Source organism: Cupriavidus sp. FW306-01-F10A, from assembly GCF_058782785.1.
Genome location: NZ_JBYSYA010000040.1, coordinates 1 through 21,004 on the forward strand (window position 1 = coordinate 1; position 21,004 = coordinate 21,004).

General features: G+C 66.9%; 18 protein-coding genes and 2 pseudogenes. 8 read left to right on the forward strand and 12 right to left on the reverse strand.

Annotated features, from left to right (window positions below; all coding sequences use genetic code 11):
- From AC3WLF_RS30300 to AC3WLF_RS30320, 5 genes and pseudogenes are all read left to right on the forward strand, one after another.
- Nucleotides 1–126: pseudogene (locus AC3WLF_RS30300) on the forward strand (2-methylcitrate synthase); the annotation flags it as partial.
- A 122-nt stretch (nt 127–248) separates the two neighbouring features.
- A complete protein-coding gene (gene acnD / locus AC3WLF_RS30305; protein ID WP_492359248.1) occupies nt 249–2,861 on the forward strand; it encodes a Fe/S-dependent 2-methylisocitrate dehydratase AcnD in 2,613 nt (870 codons plus the stop codon).
- Nucleotides 2,862–2,922: 61 nt separating this feature from the next.
- Nucleotides 2,923–4,113 carry a 2-methylaconitate cis-trans isomerase PrpF gene (gene prpF, locus AC3WLF_RS30310; RefSeq protein ID WP_492317762.1) on the forward strand — a complete coding sequence of 397 codons (1,191 nt, stop codon included), beginning with the start codon at nt 2,923–2,925 and terminating at the stop codon, nt 4,111–4,113.
- A 26-nt stretch (nt 4,114–4,139) separates the two neighbouring features.
- Entirely contained in the window at nt 4,140–5,594 is a 1,455-nt protein-coding gene (locus AC3WLF_RS30315) for a bifunctional 2-methylcitrate dehydratase/aconitate hydratase (protein ID WP_492359249.1), read from the forward strand.
- Between the two features lie 227 nt (nt 5,595–5,821).
- Nucleotides 5,822–6,946, forward strand: a complete 1,125-nt coding sequence (locus AC3WLF_RS30320; RefSeq protein ID WP_492317764.1) for an asparaginase — start codon at nt 5,822–5,824, stop codon at nt 6,944–6,946.
- Nucleotides 6,947–7,100: 154 nt separating this feature from the next.
- Here the strand turns inward: AC3WLF_RS30320 and AC3WLF_RS30325 are convergent.
- Nucleotides 7,101–7,310: pseudogene (locus AC3WLF_RS30325) on the reverse strand (cation efflux transmembrane domain-containing protein); the annotation flags it as partial.
- A gap of 182 nt (nt 7,311–7,492) precedes the next feature.
- A complete protein-coding gene (locus tag AC3WLF_RS30330; RefSeq protein WP_492317765.1) occupies nt 7,493–7,963 on the reverse strand; it encodes a PaaI family thioesterase in 471 nt (156 codons plus the stop codon).
- Nucleotides 7,964–8,131: 168 nt separating this feature from the next.
- On the opposite strand from AC3WLF_RS30330, the gene AC3WLF_RS30335 reads away from it, so the two are divergent.
- Entirely contained in the window at nt 8,132–8,383 is a 252-nt protein-coding gene (locus AC3WLF_RS30335) for a DUF1289 domain-containing protein (RefSeq protein WP_492317766.1), read from the forward strand.
- A gap of 11 nt (nt 8,384–8,394) precedes the next feature.
- Here the strand turns inward: AC3WLF_RS30335 and AC3WLF_RS30340 are convergent, their stop codons facing one another.
- From AC3WLF_RS30340 to AC3WLF_RS30355, 4 genes are all read right to left on the reverse strand, one after another.
- Entirely contained in the window at nt 8,395–9,114 is a 720-nt protein-coding gene (locus AC3WLF_RS30340) for an MOSC domain-containing protein (RefSeq protein ID WP_492317767.1), read from the reverse strand.
- Nucleotides 9,111–9,818: a glutamine amidotransferase gene (locus AC3WLF_RS30345; RefSeq protein WP_492357401.1), complete on the reverse strand. Its 708-nt coding sequence runs from the start codon at nt 9,816–9,818 to the stop codon at nt 9,111–9,113. Before AC3WLF_RS30345 ends, AC3WLF_RS30340 begins: the two co-directional genes overlap by 4 nt.
- Before the next feature lie 121 nt (nt 9,819–9,939).
- Nucleotides 9,940–12,402 carry a penicillin acylase family protein gene (locus AC3WLF_RS30350; RefSeq protein ID WP_492359250.1) on the reverse strand — a complete coding sequence of 821 codons (2,463 nt, stop codon included), beginning with the start codon at nt 12,400–12,402 and terminating at the stop codon, nt 9,940–9,942.
- 119 nt (nt 12,403–12,521) lie between these two features.
- On the reverse strand, nt 12,522–13,955 hold the full coding sequence (locus tag AC3WLF_RS30355) for an aldehyde dehydrogenase family protein (protein WP_492317770.1): 1,434 nt from the start codon (nt 13,953–13,955) through the stop codon (nt 12,522–12,524).
- Between the two features lie 207 nt (nt 13,956–14,162).
- Between AC3WLF_RS30355 and AC3WLF_RS30360 the strand changes: the two genes are divergently transcribed.
- Complete coding sequence (locus AC3WLF_RS30360) at nt 14,163–14,771, forward strand: hypothetical protein (protein WP_492351094.1); 609 nt, start codon at nt 14,163–14,165, stop codon at nt 14,769–14,771.
- Between the two features lie 68 nt (nt 14,772–14,839).
- Here the strand turns inward: AC3WLF_RS30360 and AC3WLF_RS30365 are convergent, their stop codons facing one another.
- From AC3WLF_RS30365 to AC3WLF_RS30390, 6 genes are all read right to left on the reverse strand, one after another.
- Nucleotides 14,840–16,462 (reverse strand): ABC-F family ATPase, encoded by a 1,623-nt coding sequence (locus tag AC3WLF_RS30365; protein ID WP_010809536.1) that lies wholly within the window; start codon nt 16,460–16,462, stop codon nt 14,840–14,842.
- A 273-nt stretch (nt 16,463–16,735) separates the two neighbouring features.
- Nucleotides 16,736–17,695 (reverse strand): muramoyltetrapeptide carboxypeptidase, encoded by a 960-nt coding sequence (gene ldcA / locus AC3WLF_RS30370; protein ID WP_492317772.1) that lies wholly within the window; start codon nt 17,693–17,695, stop codon nt 16,736–16,738.
- Nucleotides 17,692–18,294 carry a tRNA adenosine(34) deaminase TadA gene (tadA, locus tag AC3WLF_RS30375; RefSeq protein ID WP_010809538.1) on the reverse strand — a complete coding sequence of 201 codons (603 nt, stop codon included), beginning with the start codon at nt 18,292–18,294 and terminating at the stop codon, nt 17,692–17,694. Before tadA ends, ldcA begins: the two co-directional genes overlap by 4 nt.
- A gap of 9 nt (nt 18,295–18,303) precedes the next feature.
- A complete protein-coding gene (locus AC3WLF_RS30380; RefSeq protein WP_010809539.1) occupies nt 18,304–18,780 on the reverse strand; it encodes a 6-pyruvoyl trahydropterin synthase family protein in 477 nt (158 codons plus the stop codon).
- 123 nt (nt 18,781–18,903) lie between these two features.
- A complete protein-coding gene (gene queE / locus AC3WLF_RS30385) occupies nt 18,904–19,539 on the reverse strand; it encodes a 7-carboxy-7-deazaguanine synthase (RefSeq protein WP_492317773.1) in 636 nt (211 codons plus the stop codon).
- Nucleotides 19,540–20,029: 490 nt separating this feature from the next.
- Complete coding sequence (locus AC3WLF_RS30390; RefSeq protein WP_492359251.1) at nt 20,030–20,536, reverse strand: DUF1993 domain-containing protein; 507 nt, start codon at nt 20,534–20,536, stop codon at nt 20,030–20,032.
- 202 nt (nt 20,537–20,738) lie between these two features.
- Here AC3WLF_RS30390 and AC3WLF_RS30395 point away from each other — a divergent pair, with 202 nt between their 5' ends.
- Nucleotides 20,739–20,930: a hypothetical protein gene (locus AC3WLF_RS30395; RefSeq protein ID WP_492351097.1), complete on the forward strand. Its 192-nt coding sequence runs from the start codon at nt 20,739–20,741 to the stop codon at nt 20,928–20,930.
- Nucleotides 20,931–21,004 lie beyond the last annotated feature (74 nt).

Sequence of the window (21,004 nt, forward strand, 5' to 3'; positions counted from 1 at the left end):
GCGCGTACCTCCGGCTGGGCCGCGCACATTATCGAGCAGCGCATCGACAACAAGATCATCCGCCCGAGCGCCAACTATACCGGCCCGGAAAACCTGAAGTTCGTGCCGCTGAAGGATCGCAAGTAAGACCGGCTGCCGGTTTGCTCCGCGTCGGGTTGCATTGATCCGGGCCTGCGGGCAAGGGGGTAGTTGGTCGCTGACATGGGACCACTACCCCTTTTTCATACCTATATTGATTTCCCTACACCATGAATTCTGCAAACCGCAAACCGCTACCGGGCACCAAGCTGGATTACTTTGACGCGCGCGCCGCGGTCGAGGCAATCCAGCCGGGTGCCTACGACAAGCTGCCGTACACGTCGCGCGTGCTGGCAGAAAACCTGGTGCGCCGCTGCGATCCCGCCACGCTGGCGGATTCGCTCAAGCAGCTGATCGGGCGCAAGCGCGACCTCGATTTCCCGTGGTTCCCGGCGCGCGTGGTGTGCCATGACATCCTGGGCCAGACCGCGCTGGTGGACCTGGCCGGCCTGCGCGACGCCATCGCCGACCAGGGCGGCGACCCCGCCAAGGTCAATCCGGTGGTGCCGGTGCAGCTGATCGTCGATCACTCGCTGGCAGTGGAGTGCGGCGGCTTCGACCCCGATGCCTTCGCCAAGAACCGCGCCATCGAAGACCGCCGCAACGAAGACCGCTTCCATTTCATCGACTGGACCAAGCAGGCGTTCAAGAACGTCGACGTGATCCCGCCGGGCAACGGCATCATGCACCAGATCAACCTGGAAAAGATGTCCCCGGTGATCCACGCCGACAACGGCGTGGCCTACCCCGATACCTGCGTCGGCACCGACAGCCACACCCCGCACGTGGATGCGCTCGGCGTGATCGCCATCGGCGTGGGCGGCCTGGAAGCCGAGAACGTGATGCTCGGCCGCGCCTCGTGGATGCGCTTGCCGGACATCATCGGCGTGGAGCTGACCGGCAAGCGCCAGCCCGGCATCACCGCCACCGACATCGTGCTGGCACTGACCGAGTTCCTGCGCAAGGAAAAGGTGGTCGGCGCCTACCTGGAGTTCCGCGGCGAAGGCGCCTCGAGCCTGACGCTCGGCGACCGCGCCACCATCTCCAACATGGCGCCGGAATACGGCGCCACCGCGGCGATGTTCTTCATCGACGAGCAGACCATTGACTACCTGCGCCTGACCGGCCGAACCGACGAGCAGCTCAAGCTGGTCGAGACGTACGCCAAGACCGCCGGCCTGTGGGCGGAATCGCTGAAGAACGCCGAGTACGAGCGCGTGCTGAAGTTCGACCTGTCGAGCGTGGTGCGCAACATGGCCGGCCCGTCCAACCCGCACAAGCGCCTGCCGACCTCCGCGCTGGCCGAGCGCGGCATCGCCGTCGACCTGGACAAGGCCCGCGCGCAGGAAGCCGAAGGCCTGATGCCGGACGGCGCGGTCATCATCGCCGCCATCACCAGCTGCACCAACACCAGCAACCCGCGCAACGTGATCGCCGCCGCGCTGCTGGCGCGCAACGCCAATGCGCGCGGCCTGGCGCGCAAGCCGTGGGTCAAGTCATCGCTGGCCCCGGGATCCAAGGCAGTCGAGCTGTACCTGGAAGAAGCGAATCTGCTGCCCGACCTAGAGAAGCTCGGCTTCGGCATCGTCGCCTTTGCCTGCACCACCTGCAACGGCATGTCCGGAGCGCTGGACCCGAAGATCCAGCAAGAGATCATCGACCGCGACCTGTACGCGACGGCAGTGCTGTCCGGCAACCGCAACTTCGATGGCCGCATCCACCCGTACGCCAAGCAGGCCTTCCTGGCCTCGCCGCCGCTGGTGGTGGCCTACGCCATCGCTGGCACCATCCGCTTCGATATCGAAAAGGACGTGCTGGGCACCGACCAGGACGGCAAGCCGGTCTACCTGAAGGACATCTGGCCGAGCGACGAAGAAATCGACGCGATCGTGGCGAAGAGCGTCAGGCCCGAGCAGTTCCGCAAAGTCTACGAGCCGATGTTCGCCATTACCGCGGCCAGCGGCGAGTCCGTCAGCCCGCTGTACGACTGGCGCCCGCAGAGCACCTACATTCGCCGCCCGCCCTACTGGGAAGGCGCGCTGGCCGGCGAACGCACGCTCAAGGCGCTGCGTCCGCTGGCGGTGCTGGGCGACAACATCACCACCGACCACCTGTCGCCGTCCAACGCCATCATGCTCAACAGCGCCGCGGGTGAATACCTGGCCAGGATGGGCTTGCCGGAAGAGGACTTCAACTCGTACGCCACCCACCGCGGCGACCACCTGACCGCGCAGCGCGCCACCTTTGCCAACCCGACCCTGATCAATGAAATGGCCGTGGTCGATGGCCAGGTCAAAAAGGGTTCGCTGGCGCGCATCGAACCCGAAGGCAAGGTCGTGCGCATGTGGGAAGCGATCGAGACCTACATGGATCGCAAGCAGCCGCTGATCATCATCGCCGGCGCGGACTATGGCCAGGGCTCGTCGCGTGACTGGGCCGCCAAGGGCGTGCGCCTGGCCGGCGTGGAAGTCATCGTCGCCGAGGGCTTCGAGCGCATCCACCGCACCAACCTGATCGGCATGGGCGTGCTGCCGCTGGAGTTCAAGCCGGGCGTGAACCGCCTGACGCTGGGCCTGGACGGCACCGAGACCTATGACGTGATCGGCGAGCGCCAGCCGCGCGCCACGCTGACGCTGGTGGTGAACCGCAAGAACGGCGAGCGCGTCGAGGTGCCGGTGACCTGCCGCCTCGACAGCGACGAGGAAGTGTCGATCTACGAGGCCGGCGGCGTGCTGCAGCGCTTCGCGCAGGACTTCCTTGAGTCGTCGCGGGCAACTGCATAAGCTGTGACAAAGGGCCCGAGCGGCACGCATGCCGCCCGGGCCAACCAGGACAAAGATTTCCATGGCTCACGTACCCCAGATCAAGATTCCCGCCACCTATATCCGTGGCGGCACCAGCAAAGGCGTGTTCTTCCGCCTGCAGGATTTGCCGGAAACGGCACAAGTGCCCGGCCCGGCTCGCGACGCGCTGCTGATGCGCGTGATCGGCAGCCCCGACCCCTATGGCAAGCAGATCGACGGCATGGGTGCCGCCACCTCCAGCACCAGCAAGACCGTCATCCTGTCCAAGAGCACGCGGCCCGACCACGATGTCGACTATCTGTTCGGCCAGGTCTCGATCGACCAGCCCTTTGTCGACTGGAGCGGCAACTGCGGCAACCTGTCGGCAGCGGTCGGTCCCTTTGCCATCAGCGCCGGCCTGGTCGATGCCAGCCGCATCCCGCACAACGGCGTTGCCGTGGTGCGCATCTGGCAGGCCAATATCGGCAAGACCATCATCGGCCATGTGCCCGTTACCAACGGTCAAGTGCAGGAAACCGGCGATTTCGAGCTGGACGGCGTGACCTTCCCGGCCGCCGAAGTGCAGCTTGAGTTCATGGACCCGGCCGCCGAGGAAGAAGGCGCCGGCGGCGCGATGTTCCCGACCGGCAACGTGGTCGACGACCTGGAAGTGCCGGGCGTGGGCACGCTCAAGGCCACCATGATCAACGCCGGCATCCCGACCATCTTCGTCAACGCGGAGAGCATCGGCTACACCGGCACCGAGCTGCAGGACGCCATCAACAGCGACACCAAGGCGCTGGCGATGTTCGAGACCATCCGTGCCTACGGCGCGCTGCGCATGGGCCTGATCAAGAACGTGGACGAGGCCGCCAAGCGCCAGCACACGCCCAAGGTGGCCTTTGTCGCCAGGCCGGTCGACTACGTCGCCTCCAGCGGCAAGAAGGTGGCCGCGGCCGATGTGGACCTGCTGGTGCGCGCGCTGTCGATGGGCAAGCTGCACCACGCCATGATGGGCACGGCGGCGGTGGCGATCGGCACCGCCGCCGCCATCCCCGGCACGCTAGTCAACCTGGCCGCCGGCGGCGGCGAGCGCAACGCGGTGCGTTTCGGGCATCCGTCCGGCACGCTGCGCGTGGGCGCCGAGGCGCAGCAGGTCGATGGCGAATGGGCGGTCAGGAAGGCCATCATGAGCCGCAGCGCGCGCGTGCTGATGGAAGGCTGGGTGCGCGTGCCCGGCGACGCGTTCTGAGCTGAGCCGCACCCGCGAGGTCGTTCATGTCCACCGACACGCCGTCCGCGCAACGCCCCGATCCGGACCAGGTGCTGGTCGACATCGTCGACTATGTCACCCGGTACGAGATCAAGAGCGGCCTCGCCTATGACACCGCCCGCAACTGCCTGATCGACACGCTCGGTTGCGGGCTCGAGGCCCTCTCCTACCCGGCCTGCACCAAGCTGCTGGGTCCCATCGTTCCGGGCACGATCGTGCCCAACGGCGCGCGCGTGCCGGGCACCCAGTTCCAGCTCGATCCGGTCCAGGCCGCGTTCAATATCGGCGCGATGATCCGCTGGCTGGACTTCAACGACACCTGGCTCGCGGCCGAATGGGGTCATCCGTCGGATAACCTCGGCGGCATCCTGGCCACCGCTGACTGGATCTCGCGCAACCACATCGCCGCCGGGCGCAAGCCGCTGACGATGAAGGCAGTGCTGGCGGCGATGATCAAGGCGCACGAGATCCAGGGCTGCATCGCGCTGGAGAATTCGTTCAACCAGGTCGGGCTGGACCACGTGGTGCTGGTCAAGGTGGCCTCCACTGCCGTGGTCGCGCAGATGCTAGGCCTCACGCGCGACGAGATCCTCAATGCCGTGTCGCTGGCCTGGGTCGACGGCCAGAGCCTGCGCACCTACCGCCACGCCCCCAACGCCGGCAGCCGCAAGAGCTGGGCCGCCGGCGACGCCACCAGCCGCGCGGTGCGGCTGGCGCTGATCGCCCGCACCGGCGAGATGGGCTACCCGTCGGTGCTGACGGCAAAGACCTGGGGCTTCTACGACGTGCTGTTCAAGGGGCAGCCGTTCCGCTTCCAGCGGCCGTACGGGTCGTACGTGATGGAGAACATCCTGTTCAAAATCTCGTACCCGGCTGAATTCCACGCGCAGACCGCGGTGGAGGCAGCGATGCAGCTGCACGGCGCGCTGGCGCTCGCGGGGCGCAGCGCGGCGGATATCGCCGCCATCACCATCCGCACCCACGAGGCCTGCCTGCGCATCATCGACAAGCAGGGTCCGCTCAGCAATCCGGCGGATCGCGACCACTGCATCCAGTACATGGTGGCCGTGCCGCTGCTGTTCGGCCGCCTGACCGCCGCTGACTACGAAGACAAGGTTGCCGCCGACCCGCGCATCGACGCGCTGCGCGGCAAGATCACCTGCGTGGAAGACCCCGCGCTGACGCGCGACTATCACGACCCCGCCAAGCGCTCGATCGCCAATGCGCTGACCGTGACGCTGGCGGACGGCACCGTGCTGGACGAGGTGCTGGTCGAATACCCACTCGGCCACAAGCGCCGCCGCGCCGAGGGCATCCCGCTGCTGGTGGAGAAATTCCGCACCAACCTCGCCCGCCGCTTCCCGCCTAAACAGCAGCAGGCCATCCTGGCCGCATCGCTGGACCAGGCGCGGCTGGAGGCCATCCCGGTCAATGAGTACCTCGATATGTATGCGATTTGAGTTATCGCCCAGGCACCTTCATGCCGAATCGGCATAACCTTTGCAGCGCCCCTCCCGCGCCAAATTCTCCTCACGTATAGTCACTGCCGCTGCCTGAACGGGCCCTGCACCACAGGCCCCGTTGCCGGCAGCCACCGACTGAACACGGACGGCGCCATTCCACCCATAAGGTATGTCGTGCCGATTCCAGTACGGGCCACACGTTCGTATAGATACCGAGGAGAAACATGAAACACTTCGCCCGCGTCACCACGCTGGCCGCTGCCCTGCTGTCGGCGAGCCTGATCACCGGCACTGCCCACGCGCAGCTCGCCCCCGCCGCACAATCCGCCGCCGCACCCGCCACGGCCCAGGCCGAAGCCCGCAAGGCCAATATCGTCATCATCGGCACCGGCGGCACCATTGCCGGCGCCGGCGCCTCGGCGACCAACACCGCGGCCTACCAGTCCGCCGTGGTGCCGGTCGACAAGATCATCGCCTCGGTGCCCGAGATCTCCAAGGTCGCCAACGTCAAGGGCGAGCAGATCTTCCAGATCGGTTCGGAGAGCTTCAACAACGAACGCCTGCTGAAGCTGGCCAAGCGCGTATCGGAACTGCTCAAGCAGCCGGACGTGGACGGCATCGTCATTACGCACGGCACCGACACCATCGAGGAAACCGCTTACTTCCTGAACCTGACGCTCAAGAGCGACAAGCCGGTGGTGGTGGTGGGCTCGATGCGCCCGGGCACCGCGCTCGGCGCCGATGGCGCGCTCAACCTGTACGACGCCGTGCTGGTCGCCTCCAACCCTGCCTCCAAGGGCAAGGGCACGCTGGCCGTGCTGAACGACGAGATCCACACCGGCCGCGACGTCACCAAGAGCAACACCTTCAAGACCGAGACCTTCCGCTCGCCGTTCGGCCCGCTGGGCTACGTGGTCGAAGGCCGCACGCTGTTCTACCGCCTGCCGGCGCGTCCGCACACGCTGCAGACGCAGTGGGACATCGACAAGATCGACAAGCTGCCTGAAGTGGCAGTGGTCTACGCCTACGGCAACGCCAATCCGGCCGCGGTCGACGCCGCGGTGAAGAGCGGTGCCAAGGCCATCATCTATGCTGCCACCGGCAACGGCAGCGTCGGCGACTACATGGTCGACTCGCTCAAGGCCGCGCGCGCCAAGGGCGTGCAGATCGTGCGCGCCTCGCGCACCGGCAGCGGCGTGGTGGTGCGCAATGCAGAGCAGCCGGATGACAAGTACGACTGGATCGTCACCGACGACCAGCTGCCGCAGAAGGCACGCATCCTGATGGCGCTGGCGCTGACGCAGACCAACGACTCCAAGGCGCTGCAGCAGGTCTTCTGGAAGTACTGATGAGATCGTGGAGCAGGCGGTATCGCCGCTAGACGCTCCTGCCCTCTTCCCCGGCCCCTCTCCCGCGCGCGGGAGAGGGGAGCAAACCGGCGGCTGCATCGGCCGGCAGCAATTTCCCGGCCGTCTCCCCTTCCTTTCCCTCTTCCTCCCGTTCCAGCAGCAACAGCTCATTGCCGGTGTCGACGGTGGAATGGATGGCCTCGGACAGCATGGCCGAGCTGCCGGTCACGGCGGCGACGACAAACTTGGTCGCAGCGATCGCCACGTTGGCGGCAATCGCACCGTAGACAGCGATACGCGACCCCGAAGGCGCTGGGCTTGCCGGGAGCGTCTGGGATGCGGCAGGCGCCGGGGACGCTGACATCCCGCCCTGCTGCGCAGTTTCAGGCCCATGCTGCATCGCTTTCCTCCACGAGGCTGCGCCCTTTGCATTGGAAGCAGTTCGCGCCAGTGTACTGGCGCGTTTGGGTGTGAAGGTAAAAATACGGCGGTTAATTGCGTTTTATAGATTTGAGAAAACGGACGCGCGATGCGTCCGCTCCGGATTCAGAACATGGCACTGCTCATCAAAGCCTTGGCCACCAGTACGCCCTCGTCCGGCGCTTCTGCATAGACCGACACGTCGGTGACCACCTGCCGGCGCCCACGCCGCACCACCATCGCCACCGCGCGCAGCGCCGCACCCTGTGCCGGGGCCAGGTACTGGATAGAAAGCGAACTGGTCGCCCCACCCTTCACATTGTCGGCACTGGCGCCAGAAGCTGCCGCCGCGGCGCCGGCAATATCGATCAGCGTGGCAATGACGCCGCCATGGACGATGCTGCCGTGGGTCACGTTGGTCGGCAGGAATGGCATCGCCAGCTCGACATGATCGGGCGCCAGGCTGGCCAGCCGCACGCCTAGGGCGCGCGCCACCGGGGAGCCGATCAGGACGTTGTCGACCATAATGCGCATGCGGGGGTCGACTGCGGCGTGGCGATCGTGTTGGCGGGGCAAGGTGGCAAGGGCTTGGGACATGCTGGGCTCCTGTGAACGGCTTACGTCCTGCCAGCAGCGTAAGGGCATGGCCTACGCTGCTCAATTACGTCAGACGTAATCCTCGCCGGCCCAGCCCGGCATTCCGACTGCCTGTCATTCGTACCCGATATAATGGCTGGCCGTTTCACCCCAATCCCTCCAGCCATCATGCCGTCGCCCTCAGAATCCGCCCCGCTCCGCCTCGAACCGGACCACGGCACCACGGATTCCACGCTGTCCGAGCGCCCGGACAGCCCCTGCATCGGCATTTGCTCGACACTGTTCGACGAGATCTGCCAGGGCTGCGGCCGCACCGCGGCCGAGGTCAGCAACTGGGTGTTCTTCAGCGAAGAGGAAAAGCAGGTGGTCTGGGAGCGCATTACGCGCGAAGGTACAGGGAAGCGGTTCCGCCAGGGCTGAGGCGGCGGCGCTCAGCCGCCCGCCAGCCGCCGCTCCATATCTTCGATTTCGCGGCGTTCCACGCGCTGCCGCGCAAGCTTGCGCCAGTTCCCGGCCAGCGGTGCCAGCTCTGACATTTCCGCGAGCGCGGCATAGTCCAGCCGGTCGACATACAGCACCTGCAGCAGGCGCTGCAGCGACCATCGCGGACAGGGGCGCGCCACCAGTTCCAGCGCATCGCCCGCCGCCACGTCGCCAGTCTCCAGTACACGGTAGTACCAGCCGGTGCGCAGGCTTTGCTGCACGGCGCGCGACATGCCTGCATAGCCGAATCGATGATTGAGCTTCCAGCACGGCTGGCGTGCCTGCGATACCTCCACCAGCGCCGTGCCCAGACGGAAGCGGTCGCCGATGCAGACGGCGGCCTCGGTCAGCCCGGTGGTGCTCAGGTTTTCGCCGAAGGCGCCCGCAACGTCGAGCACACCGTTGCCTTGCGCGCCCTGCGCAGCCAGTTCCTCGCGCCACGCCGGGTAATGATCGAAGGCGTAGTGGTGCAACGCCTTTTCCGGACCACCGTGATGGCGCGGATCGCCCTGCCCGTCGCCTTCGAGCCCAAGCGCGGTCACGCGAATCCGCTCGCCAGCCGCGGTCTTGGCGATGCCGCTGGGCACGCCGTTGGGTCCAAACGGGCGCGCCTGCCCCGTCAATACGGCGCTGATCACCGCGCGCACGGACGATGCCGGCTGGCTCATAGCCCGGCTTCCTCCAGCCAGCGCGCGAACATGCGCTCGCCCGCGGCCGCCACCGTGGCACCGACTTCCGCAGTACGCGCGCGGATGGTGCGCGGATCGATGCCGGCCTTGGCCAGCTCGACGGTATGGCCGATCAGCCAGGCCTCGATATCGCGCGGCATGACCTCGGGGTGGAATTGCATTGCCAGCACCTGGTTGCCGATGGCATAGGCCTGGTTCTGTACCGCGGCGGTGGATGCCAGCAGTTGCGCGCCGGGCGGAAGGTCGAAGGTATCGCCATGCCAGTGCAGCACCTCCCAGTGGGCGGCGGCCAGTTCTGCCAGCGCGGAATCCTGCCCCGCTGGCGTAGGCGCAATCGGCGCCCAGCCGATCTCGCGCGTGCCCGCGTAGACGCGCGCGCCGGCAGCACGCGCGATCAGCTGCGCGCCCAGGCAAACCCCGATCATCTTGCCGCCAGCCGCCAGGCGTTGGCGGATCAGGGCGATCTCGGCCTCCAGCCAGGGATAGGCATCGGTTTCATAGACACCGATGGGGCCGCCCAGGATCAGCAGCAGGTCGGCCGGATTGTCCGCGATGGGTGCCAGGTCATCGACACCGGCCTGGAACACCTGCAACGCGTGCCCGCGCGCGCGCAAGGCATTGCCGATCACGCCCGCATGCTCGAATGCGACGTGCTGGATCACATGGGTGGTACGCGTTGCCATCGGGGACTCCTGCCGGTCGAAAGGGGTCCCCATGGTAGCGTCAATTGCTGCGCCCCGCGAAGACCATGGCAGGATCTCGCCTATTTGCGAGCATTCTCAGCACGGCATGTCGTAACCTGCGCTATTTGGTCGCAACCGGCACCAGGATCAGCGCATCTGGCGCATCCTGCTGCGGCAGCGATGGCACGCGCGGGATCGTCACGTACTCGACCGCGGCCCATTTGCCGGACCAGTCGCGGTAGCGCGGCAACAGCGCGTTGCCTGACTGCCCGGTGGAGTCCATGAACCGCGACGCCTCCAGGTCCGCCAGGTCATAGAGCGCACGCACGCTGGCCGCGTGGGTGTTCTCGAACGGCGCCTTGTCGTCGCGCAGGTTGTGCCGACCGACATTGACCGTATAGGTATCGCCGCCGGTCGGCACGCGCAGGTTGAACAGCGGCGACAGGTACGCCACCTTGCCGAAGGGCTTGTGCTCGGAGCGGGCCGTGTGCGCCTCGCCCCAGCGCCAGCGGGCGGCGTCGTCGCCGTAGCGGCGCGACAGGTCCGCCATGGCCCGGGTCCAGGCGTCTGCGATGGCGTCGTCGCAGGTCTCGGCCGCGCGCGTATGCTGCCGGTCGCACCAGAACGCGCCCAGCGTGCGCGGATCGCGCAGGATGTTGAGCATGGGCTGCTGCACGTTACGCTGGTCCCACAGGCGGACAAAGATCGCCTCGCCCGCCTTCTCCTCGAACAGCCGCCGCGACAGCTCGCGCAGCCACGCGGTGACCACCAGCGGCTCGGCGCGCGCCGGGTCCATGTTTCCGTCCCACTTGCGCAGCGCTCCCAGCAAGGCGCGTTCGCGCTCGGGCCGCCCCGCATCGCGGCTGACGGGCGCGGCCAGCAGCAGCGGCAAGGCATCACGCACGGCCAGCGAGACCACGTCTTTCTGGATTGCCGCAAAGCTGTCGAAGCTGTGCCTGGGCGTGGCCGCCAGCAGCGCCTTGATCCGGTCAAAGCGATACGGCACGGTCCATTCGCTGGTGATGAAGTACGGGTAGTCCGGTGCGACGATGCGCTGGTTGGCCGTCACGATCACGCCGTCGGCCGGGTTGTAGCGGTGCGGCAATGCCTCGAACGGAATAAAGCCGGTCCAGTCGTAGCGCGCATCCCAGCCGGGCGCCGGCGCCAGCCCCTTGAGGTCGTTGTCGGCCCGGCGCAGCGGCACGCGTCCGGGCGCATAGAAGCCGATATTGCCGTCGACATCGGCATAGACAATGTTCTGCTGCGGCGAATGGAAGTCGCGCAGCGCCGCGGTGAAGCCGGCCCAGTCGCGCGCCTCGTTCATGCGCAGCCCCGCCTGGAAGGTGCGGTCGTCCGGGCGCAGCGCGGTCCACTGGAAGGCCACCACATACTGTGCGCCAAGCGGTCCCGCGGCAGCCGAAAGCGGCTCGGACAAATCGGAAATCACCGGGCCGTGGCGCGTGGCGCGGACCTTCAGCACCACGTCCGGGGCGCCCTTGACGCGGATGGTCTCGGTGCGGGTCTCGAATGCGGCCCAGCCGTCCGGGGTCTGGTACTGGGTGTCGTTGCCGGGGCGCAGCCGTTCGATATACAGGTCCTGCACGTCGGGCGCGGTATTGGTCAGGCCCCAGGCGATGCGGTCGTTGTGCCCCAGTACCACCAGCGGCATGCCGGGCAGCGTGGCGCCGGCCACGTCCAGGCCGGGCGCTGTCATCCTGGCGAAATACCACAGCGCGGGCGCCTGCAGCCCGAGGTGCGGGTCATTGGCCAGCATCGGCTTGCCCGATTGCGTATGCGCGCCCGACACCACCCAGTTGTTCGAGCCCATGCCCTCGACATATCCCGGCGGCGCCTTGTCGCCGACGCTGGCCATGGCACTCGCCAGCGGCGCCAGTTGCCGGTACAGATGGCCGTAATCCATGGTGCGCACCGGCTGCTCGCCCGGATACGGCGCCAGCAACTCGCTGATGCGGGCCACAGGCAGCACTTGCGCCAGCCGCATGCGCAGGGTTTCCTGGGTCCAGTTGCCGCCCAGGTCCCAGGCCATCATGGTCTGCCAGCCCAGCGTGTCGGCCGGCTCCCAGCGCTCGGGCTGCGCGCGCAACAGCAGGAATTCAGGTGGCAACGGGCCTTTGCGATGGTCGATCCAGGCATTGACGCCGTCGGCATAGGCCTGCAGCGCGGCACGGGTCTCGGGCGAGGCCTGCGCCAGGATGGCCTCGGCATTACGCCGCACGCCCAGCGTGCGCAGGAACTTGTCGGTATCGAGCGCGGACGGTCCCAGGATCTCCGCAAGCCGACCTGCAACGACGCGCTTATTCATCTGCATCTGCCACAGCCGGTCCTGTGCATGGACGTAGCCCAGCGCGAACCAGGCGTCCGCCTTGCTGGCGGCGCGGATATGCGGCACGCCATGGCCGTCGCGCACGATCGTGACCTGGCCGCGCAAACCCGCCAGCGCTTCCTGGCCGGAAGCAGGCGGCTGCGCCGCATGGCGATACCAGACCAGGGCCGCGGCAGCGCCGGCCACCGCCAGCACCAGCAGCCCCGCTACAAACCTGGTCAGCCGACCAAACCAGCGCATCGTTGCTCCCCCAATGACTTTCGTTATGTTGTGCGTGTTTTCCGCACATTATCCGCACGAAAAAATGCCCGGGCCAGCCGGGCATTTCCCATATTGCATCAGCGCCGCTCAGCGCCGCATCAGGCCGCCGGCTTCTTCAGCTGCAGCGACTTGTACTCCAGGAATTCCTCCAGGCCGTACTTGCCCGCTTCTCGTCCGTTGCCGGACTGCTTGTAGCCGCCAAACGGCGCCTGCATATTGAACGGGCCGCCGTTGATATCGACCTGGCCGGTGCGGATGCGGCGCGCCACGCGGATCGCGCGTGCCTCATCACCGGACCAGACCCCGCCGCCCAGGCCATAGATGCTGTCATTGGCGATGCGCACCGCGTCTTCCTCGGTGTCATAGCAGATGATCGACAGCACCGGCCCGAAGATCTCTTCCTGCGCCACGGTGGCGCGCGGCTCCACGTTGCCGAGCACGGTCGGTTTGACGAAGAAGCCCTTGTCCAGCCCTTCCGGGGTATCGGGACCGCCAGCCACCAGCTCGGCACCCTCGTCCAGGCCCCGGCGGATATAGCCGGTCACGCGGTCCTTCTGCACCGCGGAGATCAGCGGTCCCAGCTTGCTGGTTTCTTGCAGCGGATCGCCCACGGTAAAGCCCTCGACCACCTTCTGCGCGATCGCCTTCACTTCATCGTAACGGGCCCGCGGCACCAGCATGCGGGTATGCGCCGAACAGGTCTGGCCGGAATTCAGGAAGCAGGCATTGATAGTGCCCTTTACCGCCGACGGCAGGTCGGCGTCGTCCAGGATCACCGAAGCGGACTTGCCGCCCAGCTCCAGCGCCACGCGCTTGACGGTCTGCGAGGCCAGTTCCGACACGCGCTTGCCGGCGCGGGTCGAACCCGTGAACGACACCATGTCGACTTCCGGATGGCTGGCCAGCACCTCGCCCACCACCGGGCCATAGCCGGTCACGAGGTTGAACACGCCCGGCGGCAGGCCGGCGGCCTCGATCACCTCGGCCAGCACGAAGGCATTGAGCGGCGCCACCTCGGAGGGCTTGAGCACCACGGTGCAGCCGGCGGCCAGGGCCGGCGCCACTTTCAGCGTGATCTGGTTGAGCGGGTAGTTCCACGGGGTGATGGCACCCACCACGCCCACGGGCTCGCGCACCACCAGGGAGTTGCCGACCTCTTCCTCGAAGCGGAAACCGTCCAGCAGCTTGGCGGCCTGGCCCCAGTTGTAGACCGGCCCGCCCACCTGGATCGCGCGCGCCAGCTTGATCGGCATGCCGACTTCGCCGGCGATCAGCTGGGCCAACTCTTCGCTGCGCGCCTTCAGGCCTTCGGCGATCTTGGCGATATAGCCGGCACGCACCGCCGGCGGCGTGGCCGACCAGCTGTCGAAGGCCGCGCGGGCCGCCTGGATGGCATCCTCGGCGTCGCGCGCCGAGCCTTCGGGGATGGTGCCCATCACCGCCTCGGTGGCGGAATGGATGACGTCGATCGTGCCGTTGCCGTGGGGAGCGACCCACTTGCCGTTAATAAAGAGTTTGTCTCGTTGTTGCATGGCCACAGTTCTCGGTTTGGTGAATTGGCGATTGCAATTTTTTTGTTACTTTTATGGTGCACGCACATTGTAGAGCGGATTCGGGACTATGTTTTTGCGCCGCGGAAAGCCGCGCCTACCGCTCCGGGCAAGAAGGTGGCGATAATCGGCCGCACCACCTGACAGGGACTCTAGCCAAAGGCGGCCGGACATAACAAGGGGTGAGACATGGTCGATCCGATCTACCGCAAGACGGATGCGGGACAGGACGAGATCCGGACGCGTGCACGCAAGCTTGACCACAAGCTGCGCGCGCTGCTGCTGATGGTCAACGGCGAGCGCCGCGGGCAGGAATTGCTGGCGCAGGTGGCCGGCATGGGGGTGGCCCCCGAGGCCATGGACACACTGGTGGCACAAGGGCTGGTCGAAGCCGTCCCGGAGCCGGCACGGCCGCCCGCTGTGATGGCAGCGGCACAGGCCCCGGCGCGGGTCCCGCCTGCCGCCGACACCAATATGTTCTCCGTGTATGCAATGCGGCACGCACCCGCCCCCGAGGTGCCGGAGACGCCGCAACCGGCCGATACCGCGGCCCACACGCCCGCCGACATCGCGGCCTTCGAGAGCCTGTATTACTTCTATACCGACGTGATCGGCCAGCATCTGGGCCTGCGCGGCTACATGCTGCAGGTGAAGGTCGAAAGGGCCACCGACCTGGCCGGCCTGCTGGCGCTGCGCGAACCGCTGCATGCGGCGCTGCTCAAGGCCAAGGGCGACATCACCGCGCGTGCCATCACGAGCCAGCTCGACCAGATCACAGATCGCATCGCCGCCGGCTGAGATTGCGGCGCAGCAACGAAAAAAGGCCGCCCCGAGGCGGCCTTCTCTCATCGTCAACGTCCCGACGCTCAGCCGTCGATACCCTGCGACTGCAGGTACTCGTCATACGTACCCAGGTAGTCCGTCAGCGTGCCGTCGGTGCGCACTTCGATCACGCGCGTCGCCAGCCCGCTGATCAGCTCGCGGTCGTGCGAAACGAAGATCAGCGTGCCCGTGAACTTGTCCAGCGCGATCTGCAGGGATTCGATCGACTCCATGTCCATGTGGTTGGTCGGCTCGTCCATGGCCAGCACGTTATGGCGGCCCAGCATCAACTTGCCCCAGATCATGCGGCCCTTCTCGCCGCCGGACAGCACCTTGACCGACTTCCGGATGTCGTCGGCCGAGAACAGCAGGCGGCCCAGCGTGCCGCGCAGCGAGGTCTCGTCGTCGCCGGCCTGCGTCCACTGGCTCATCCAGTCCATCACGTCGCGATTGTCCGGGAATTCCTCGTAGGTATCCTGCGGCATGTAGCCGACGTTGGCGTTCTCGGCCCACTTGACCGTGCCGCGGTCCACTTCCACGCCGCGCTGCACGCCGGTCTGCACCGCGCCGTTGAGCAGGCTGCGCAGCAGCGTGGTCTTGCCCGCGCCGTTTTCGCCGATGATCGCCACGCGCTCGCCGGCCTGGATCGCCAGCGACAGGCCGTCGATGATCTTGCGGTCGTAGGTCTTGGTGATGTTCTCCACTTCCACGGCCAGGTTGTGCAGCTTCTTCTCGAACTCGAAGCGGATGAACGGGTTCTGGCGCGACGACGGCTTGATGTCGTCGACCTTGATTTTCTCGATCTGCTTGGCGCGCGAGGTGGCTTGGCGGGCCTTGGACTTGTTGGCCGAGAAGCGGCGCACGAAGTCCTGCAGCTCGCTGATGCGCTCCTTGGCGCGCGCGTTGGCGGCGACCTGGCGCTCGCGGGCCTGCATCGACGCTTCCATGTAGTCGTCGTAGTTGCCCGGATAGACCTTGAGCGTGCCGTAGTCCATGTCGGCCATGTGGGTGCAGACCGAGTTCAGGAAGTGGCGATCGTGGGAGATGATGATCATGGTGGAGTTGCGCTCGTTGAGCACGGTCTCCAGCCAGCGGATCGTGTTGATGTCCAGGTTGTTGGTCGGTTCGTCCAGCAGCAGCACGTCCGGGTTCGAGAACAGTGCCTGCGCCAGCAGCACGCGCAGCTTCCAGCCGGGGGCGACGTCGCTCATCGTGCCCTGGTGCTGGCTGGTGGGGATGCCCACGCCCAGCAGCAGTTCGCCGGCGCGGGCCTCGGCGGTGTAGCCGTCGTATTCGGCGTACTTGGCCTCCAGCTCGGCGGCCTTCATGTAGTCTTCGTCGGTCGCTTCGGGGTTGGCGTAGATGGCGTCGCGCTCCTGCGCGGCGGCCCACATCTCGGTGTGGCCCATCATCACCACGTCCAGCACGCGCATGTCTTCATAGGCGAACTGGTCCTGGCGCAGCTTGCCCAGGCGCACGCCCGGCTCCAGCATGACGTTGCCCGACGACGGTTCCAGGTCGCCGCCCAGGATCTTCATGAAGGTGGACTTGCCGCAACCGTTCGCGCCGATCAGGCCGTAGCGGTTGCCCTCGCCGAATTTGACCGAGATATTCTCGAACAACGGCTTGGGGCCGAACTGCATGGTGATGTTTGCGGTAGAAAGCACGTCTTGAACCTTGTCTGGAGATTGTGGCGCCGCGGCGCTGGCCGCGGCTTGCCGGTTTTGCGCACGAGGCGCACCCCATGCCGCTCAGGGACGGGCCTTGCCGGAGATGCATCGCGCTGGCCCGGAGTCATCCGGCGGCCATGGCTGGCGATGCGGCACGGGCCGCGCCCGGTTCATGCGAGAACCCGGCAGGAAGTCAGGAAATAACCGTATATTCTATCATCCGGACGCATTCCTTGCACCCGGATGCGCGGCATCGGACGCTGCGGCCGGTCAGGCCAGTGGCGCCAGCACCGGATAGCCGGAAAACGCCATGTTGAAGCCATCCGCACGTGCGGCCAGCCGCACCTGGGCGCCGACCGGCAGCGTCAGCTTGCGCGCGCAGTGGCCGAACGGCAGCCCGGTCAGCACCGGCACCGGCAGTTGGTCGCCCAGGTAGGCCACCACTGCGTCCATGTCGTAGCCATTGTCGTAGTCGGTGACGCGGTAATTGGAGAAATCGCCCAGCACGATGGCGCGCTGCGCGCCCAGCACGCCTGCCTGCTGCAGCTGGATCAGCATGCGCTCCACCCGGTACGGCGGCTCGTTGATGTCTTCCAGGAACAGCACCCCGCCCTCCACCTGCGGCATGAAAGGCGTGCCCAGCAGGCTGCACAGCATGGCCAGGTTGCCGCCCCAGAGCGTGCCTTCCACGCTGCCTGAGAACGGTTGGCCGCCCGACTGCGGCGCCGCGACATCGACGCTGTACGCCGGGTTGCGCAGGATGCCTTCAAAATGCTCCCACATGAAGGGATCCACCACCTCGGCACCAAAATCCGCCAGCAGCATCGGCCCCGCAAAGGTGACGGCACCCGTCGCCGCCAGGTAGGCCAGCTGGAACGCGGTGAAGTCGCTGTGGCCGACGATGGGCGTGCCGCTGGCGCTGGCCTGCGCGGCGATGCGGGCAAAGTCGACTTGCGCCAGCAGCCGCGCGATGCCATAGCCGCCGCGCACCGCCAGCGTCAGCTCGTGCGGCGCGCCGGTGCCGATGGCGTGCAGGTCGGCCAGCCGCTCCGCATCCGTGCCGCCAAAGCGCAGGTAGCGCCGCGCCAGCACGTCGGGGTTGGTCATGTGGTAGCCATGATGCTTGAGCCAGGCACAGCCGCGTGCGGCGATGGCGACGTCGTGCGGATACCCGGACGAGGCGATCAGTCGGACTTCGGTATGCGGCGGCCTGCTGTTCGGCGTACTCATGCTTCGGTGTCGTTGTTCTTGTCGGGATCGGTGACAGGCGCGGCGGCGTCCTGCTGTGCCGCCTTCTGCGCGGCTTTCTGCGCCCGGCGGCGCGCGCCGAAGAAATCCTTCAGCATCTGGCCGCAGGTGTCGGCCAGCACCCCGCCGGCAATGGTGGTCTGGTGGTTGAGCTGCGCCTGCTCGAACAGGTTGAGCACGCTGCCGGCGGCGCCGGTCTTGGGGTCGGCTGCACCGAACACCACGTGGCGCAGCCGCGCGTGCAGGATCGCGCCGCTGCACATGACGCACGGTTCCAGCGTCACGTACAGCTCGCACTCAGGCATGCGGTAGTTGCCGATCACCTGGGCGGCGGCGCGCAGTGCCTGCATCTCGGCATGGGCGGACGGGTCCACCGAGCGGATCGGCAGGTTGTGGCCGCGCGCGATGATGGTGTCGTTCCAGACCACCACCGCGCCCACCGGCACCTCGCCGGCGGCTTCGGCCAGGCGGGCTTCTTCCAGCGCGGCGCGCATGTAGCGCGCATCACGCTCGGCAGCCTCGGCCGGGTCTTCAGGCAGGGCGCGCAGCGCGCGCAACGGCAGCGGTGGCGTCTCTGGCATCGTCCCCGCTCAGTCCTGCGCCGGCAGCACCGCGGGCGCGCTCACTTCCGCCCAGCAGTTGGGCGTTTCGAACAGCACCAGCCTGGTCAGCTGCAGGTGGTGGCCGAAGCAGTCCTTGAACACCGGCGCCAGGATGTCGAAGGCAACCTGGGCCAGGTTCTCGACCGTCGGGATCGCGTCCAGCACCACGGTCTTGTGCCCTTCCATCGATTGCAGGAAGTTCAGCAGCGCGGTATCGCCACGATAAATCAGGAAGGCATGGTCCCACTTGTTGACCAGGTGCTCGTTGGCGAGCGCCTTGATGTCGCCGAAGTCCAGGATCATGCCGTCATCCGACGCGCCCTCGCGGTGCAGGACCTCCCCCGACAGCGTCAGGTCCAGCCGGTAGCGGTGGCCGTGAATATTGCGGCACTGGCCGCAGTGGTTCGGGATGCGGTGGCCGGAGTCGAACTCCAGCCGGCGGGTAATGGAAACTTGTTTGCTCATGTGTACCGGCGCCGGTGCCGGCCGCCTGCGTTGGAACGGACACTGCGCGCGCGTCCGAAGCCTGTATTGTGTACGTTTTGCCGCCCGTTGGGCGACCTGTCGATACCGTGGATGCCGCGCCGCTCAGCGGATGCCCAGCAGCTTGTGGGTCTGCAGCGACAGCCGCCAGCGCGGGTGACGCTGGCAGAACGCCACCGCGGCGGCGGTATTTTCCCTCGCCAGCGGGCCATCCATGGCCTGCACCAGGAAATGGCGGAAATCAAGCTGCTCGTATGCGGCAAAGTCCTGGCCCTCCTGCGGGATCACGACTTTGAGCTCGTCACCACGCGTGACCACCAGTTCCGAGCCCATCTTGGGGCTGACGCAGACCCAGTCGATGCCCGGCGGCACGGCGATGGTGCCGTTGGTTTCGATCGCGATCTCGAAGCCCTGCGCATGCAGCGCGTCGATCAGCGGCGCGTCGAGCTGCAGCAGCGGCTCGCCCCCGGTACAGACCACCAGCGGCTGGCCGCCGCCGCCCTGCGGCCATTCCGACGCGACCACCGCGGCCAGCTCCTCGGCCGTGCGGTACTTGCCGCCGCGCGTGCCATCGGTGCCGACGAAATCCGTATCGCAGAACTGGCACACCGCGCTGGCGCGGTCGTCTTCGCGGCCGCTCCACAGGTTGCAGCCGGCAAAGCGGCAGAACACCGCGGCGCGGCCGGCGTTGGCGCCTTCGCCCTGCAGCGTATAGAAGATTTCCTTGACGGCGTAAGTCATGCGTGGGGGTCTCTCTGGGACCGTTTTTCGACCGTTAACGGGCATTCGGCCGCCCTTGGGCTGGCCGGGGTTCCAACAGGTATTGGGCAAAGGCCGGATAACAAGTATCACGGATCTGGGCTCGGGCTCCCGGATCGGCGCCCCATGGCTGGCAGCGCGGGCGGTGTGCACCGGGTTTTCCGTGCAGGGCTCCGGGCACTGCCGGAGGAACCGCCTGTGGCCTGTCGCAGGCTGCGTCCGGCCGGTCCGGACGTAATGCAAGTATACCAGAGGGGTCAGGGTTTTCGCTTAGAGGCTGGCGGGATGCGGTCCCGGCCGCCGGCCAGGCGCGCGGCAAATATCTTCTGCAGATCACCCGGTTTTGCTGCAAAGGGCCGCCATCGGCGCCCCGGTGCTGACCGCGCTGACCGGCGGCCGCCCAAGCGGCTGTTCGACAATGAAAAAGCCGGGATCCGCGCCCGGCTTTTTCCTACTGGCCCCGCTCGGCTTCTTACTTCAGCCCCAGGTAGTCGCGCTTGCCGATCTGCACGCCCTTGTGGCGCAGGATGTCATAGGCGGTGGTCACGTGGAAATAGAAGTTGGGCAAGGCAAAGCCCAGCAGGTAGGACTTGCCGTCGAATGTCATCGGCCCCTGGCGCAGCTTCAGCTCGATCTCGCGCTGCTCGCTGCCTTCCAACTGTTCAGGCTTGATCTGCTCCAGGAACCCGATGGTGCGGGCGATGCGGTCCTGCAGTTCGGCAAAGGTGGTTTCGGTATCGGCGAACGAAGGCACCTCGATGCCTGCCAGCCGCGCGGCGCAGCCCTTGGAGGCGTCGCTGGCGCGCTGCACCTGTGCCGACAGCGCATCCATGTCGGCGATCAGGCGGGTCTGGATCAGGTCAGCCGGGTCCATGCCCTGCGCCTGGGCGTGGGCCGCGCCCTTGTCCAGGATCGCGGCGAGGTTGCCGAGCGCGCGGATGAACAAGGGAATCGAGACTTCGTACATCGAGAGTGCCATGGGGTCTCCTGTGCAGGCCTAGGTTGGAAATTCCTGTTGTCGGGGGCCGTCGGGCCACGCCGCTGCCGCGAGCATAGACCGGATCGGCATTTGCTGCCGGACTACCCCTGCGCGCACGCGGCAGGCGGCCGGATGTCGCGCAGCACCTTGCCAACCGAGGCCAGGAAGCGGCGCCCCGCCAATGGCAGCGGCGCAGGCTGGAATGGGTCGCCCAGATTTCCAGGCCGACCGCGGGCAACAGCGGCCGCACCGCCAGGGCCGCGCGCATGGCCGGCGGCTCACCCTCGCGTCGGCCCATATCGAGCAGCTGGACGGAACCATGTCCGCGCACAATGGCGAACAGGTGTGGGACGGCAGGGCGCGGCCAGGCCAGGTGCCGCGGCCGCAGACCTGAGGTGCTGCGGGAAAGATGGCGTGCCCGCAGCGGGCAACCGGCGACCGGCAACCTGAATTAACATATCCGGTCAT

What these genes read in the sequence shown, in the direction of transcription:
- acnD (WP_492359248.1), top strand. Translation starts at nt 249, where the DNA reads ATGAATTCTGCAAACCGCAAACCGCTACCGGGCACCAAGCTGGATTAC.
- prpF (WP_492317762.1), top strand. Translation starts at nt 2,923, where the DNA reads ATGGCTCACGTACCCCAGATCAAGATTCCCGCCACCTATATCCGTGGC.
- AC3WLF_RS30315 (WP_492359249.1), top strand. Translation starts at nt 4,140, where the DNA reads ATGTCCACCGACACGCCGTCCGCGCAACGCCCCGATCCGGACCAGGTG.
- AC3WLF_RS30320 (WP_492317764.1), top strand. Translation starts at nt 5,822, where the DNA reads ATGAAACACTTCGCCCGCGTCACCACGCTGGCCGCTGCCCTGCTGTCG.
- AC3WLF_RS30330 (WP_492317765.1), bottom strand. Translation starts at nt 7,963, where the DNA reads ATGTCCCAAGCCCTTGCCACCTTGCCCCGCCAACACGATCGCCACGCC.
- AC3WLF_RS30335 (WP_492317766.1), top strand. Translation starts at nt 8,132, where the DNA reads ATGCCGTCGCCCTCAGAATCCGCCCCGCTCCGCCTCGAACCGGACCAC.
- AC3WLF_RS30340 (WP_492317767.1), bottom strand. Translation starts at nt 9,114, where the DNA reads ATGAGCCAGCCGGCATCGTCCGTGCGCGCGGTGATCAGCGCCGTATTG.
- AC3WLF_RS30345 (WP_492357401.1), bottom strand. Translation starts at nt 9,818, where the DNA reads ATGGCAACGCGTACCACCCATGTGATCCAGCACGTCGCATTCGAGCAT.
- AC3WLF_RS30350 (WP_492359250.1), bottom strand. Translation starts at nt 12,402, where the DNA reads ATGCGCTGGTTTGGTCGGCTGACCAGGTTTGTAGCGGGGCTGCTGGTG.
- AC3WLF_RS30355 (WP_492317770.1), bottom strand. Translation starts at nt 13,955, where the DNA reads ATGCAACAACGAGACAAACTCTTTATTAACGGCAAGTGGGTCGCTCCC.
- AC3WLF_RS30360 (WP_492351094.1), top strand. Translation starts at nt 14,163, where the DNA reads ATGGTCGATCCGATCTACCGCAAGACGGATGCGGGACAGGACGAGATC.
- ldcA (WP_492317772.1), bottom strand. Translation starts at nt 17,695, where the DNA reads ATGAGTACGCCGAACAGCAGGCCGCCGCATACCGAAGTCCGACTGATC.
- tadA (WP_010809538.1), bottom strand. Translation starts at nt 18,294, where the DNA reads ATGCCAGAGACGCCACCGCTGCCGTTGCGCGCGCTGCGCGCCCTGCCT.
- AC3WLF_RS30380 (WP_010809539.1), bottom strand. Translation starts at nt 18,780, where the DNA reads ATGAGCAAACAAGTTTCCATTACCCGCCGGCTGGAGTTCGACTCCGGC.
- queE (WP_492317773.1), bottom strand. Translation starts at nt 19,539, where the DNA reads ATGACTTACGCCGTCAAGGAAATCTTCTATACGCTGCAGGGCGAAGGC.
- AC3WLF_RS30390 (WP_492359251.1), bottom strand. Translation starts at nt 20,536, where the DNA reads ATGGCACTCTCGATGTACGAAGTCTCGATTCCCTTGTTCATCCGCGCG.
- AC3WLF_RS30395 (WP_492351097.1), top strand. Translation starts at nt 20,739, where the DNA reads ATGGGTCGCCCAGATTTCCAGGCCGACCGCGGGCAACAGCGGCCGCAC.